The sequence below is a fragment of the Mycoplasmopsis fermentans PG18 genome (assembly GCF_000209735.1).
Lineage (GTDB): Bacteria > Bacillota_I > Bacilli_A > Mycoplasmatales > Metamycoplasmataceae > Mycoplasmopsis > Mycoplasmopsis fermentans.
Genome location: NC_021002.1, coordinates 982121 through 983581 on the forward strand (window position 1 = coordinate 982121; position 1461 = coordinate 983581).

Annotated in this window: 1 protein-coding gene and 2 pseudogenes; all 3 read left to right on the top strand. The window is 24.8% G+C overall.

Going from position 1 to position 1461, the window contains the following annotated elements:
* Nucleotides 1-455: pseudogene (locus MBIO_RS04470) on the top strand (Mbov_0401 family ICE element transposase-like protein); the annotation flags it as partial.
* Between the two features lie 160 nt (nt 456-615).
* Nucleotides 616-933: pseudogene (locus tag MBIO_RS04475) on the top strand (helix-turn-helix domain-containing protein); the annotation flags it as partial.
* A gap of 242 nt (nt 934-1175) precedes the next feature.
* On the top strand, nt 1176-1461 hold a 286-nt coding region (locus tag MBIO_RS04480; protein WP_041594268.1), incomplete at its 3' end, for an MAGa4850 family ICE element protein.

Consider the following 1461-nt stretch of genomic DNA (forward strand, 5'->3'; position numbering starts at 1 on the left):
CAACTAAAAGGCAATTTTATTTGTGTAAATTTCATTTTTTAAGAAAATTTAATGATTTTATTTTCAAAAAGAGAAATCGTGGATTTAACAATTTTATAGATAGCATTCAAAATTTAAGTGAGTGAAAAATCGAAAAAGAAATATCAGAAGCTTACAACAGTAGAGATTATGGAAAGTTGTTAGATATATTAAATACAATTTATCTCTATTTTAGAGACTCTTTTGTTTTGAGCGATATTGATAGATACAATTTAAATAGTTTGATAAGATACACATCTAAACTTGAAAGTGGAATCATTAATAATGATTATAGTTCACTAATAGAAGGACACATATCTGTTTATATTAAAAGAAAACTAAACAAAAGCTTTGCATTATATTCTCAAAAAACAATAGAAGCTTTATTGTTGAATGATAATAAAATTCAAAATACTCTTATTCAGACATATCATTAGTATTTATATTAATATTAATATAGAAAGGCAATTAAATTTGCTATTTTTTCCACGCAATTTTCTTTGTAATTTACATTTTTTGATATAAAATATAGTTGATAGAAAAAGGAAATTAGAGTGAACCCCAAATTCCGGACTTTTTGGAAAGGGGTTCATTTTTATGCAATTTAAATTTAAAAAAGTAAAAAGAAACAAATGAAATAGAGATATAAAAGGTTATTTAAAATTAAAACTTGATCAAAAGATAAAAATTATCGAATTATATTTTCAAGAATTTAGTATTTTAGAAATATCTAAAATAATGGAAAACTCTTATTCAGCATGCTATTCAGTAATAGAAAAATACAAAAAGTTTGGTTATAATTCTTTTGCTATGGAAAAGAAAAAAGGAAGAAAATCTAAAATAAATTTAGATGCTCAAAAGGCAACAAATTTTAAAATCAATATTGAAAATAAAATAGAAAATAAAGATTTATTGGAAGTGATAGAAAGAAGTGTGTTGAACACTTTTTTTATTTCACTTTTGATTATTTATAAAAGTACTCATAAACATTAATTCATATTTTTATTTAGTTTCGTATTCTGCTAAATTAATATACCTTTCAAAAAAATGATCAAAAGTATAAAAAAATAACAGCGCCTAGAACACCACCAATCGTTCGACCTGTTGTATATATTATACCACAGTCGCTGTTATATGTTCAAAAAAAAGGAGAAATTATGAGTGTATACGGCGAACTAAGGTTAATTGCAAATGAAGGAAGCGAAAACGAAGTTAGAAAGTTTGAAGCTAACTTGGAATGGAGAAAAAATTATTTTGGCAAGAAGGTTTATGACAAGTTAAGCCAAGATACAGTTAGTGAAATTTTAAAAACAAAGATAGTACTCGGTGAAAGCTACTATAAGATTTTGAGAACTGAAAAAGTTGCTTTTGAAGTGTATGTCTGTTTAAGGTTTCTTGGGGCTAAAAAACGCTATGTAAATTTTTATGAATTAGTGCTTTGGC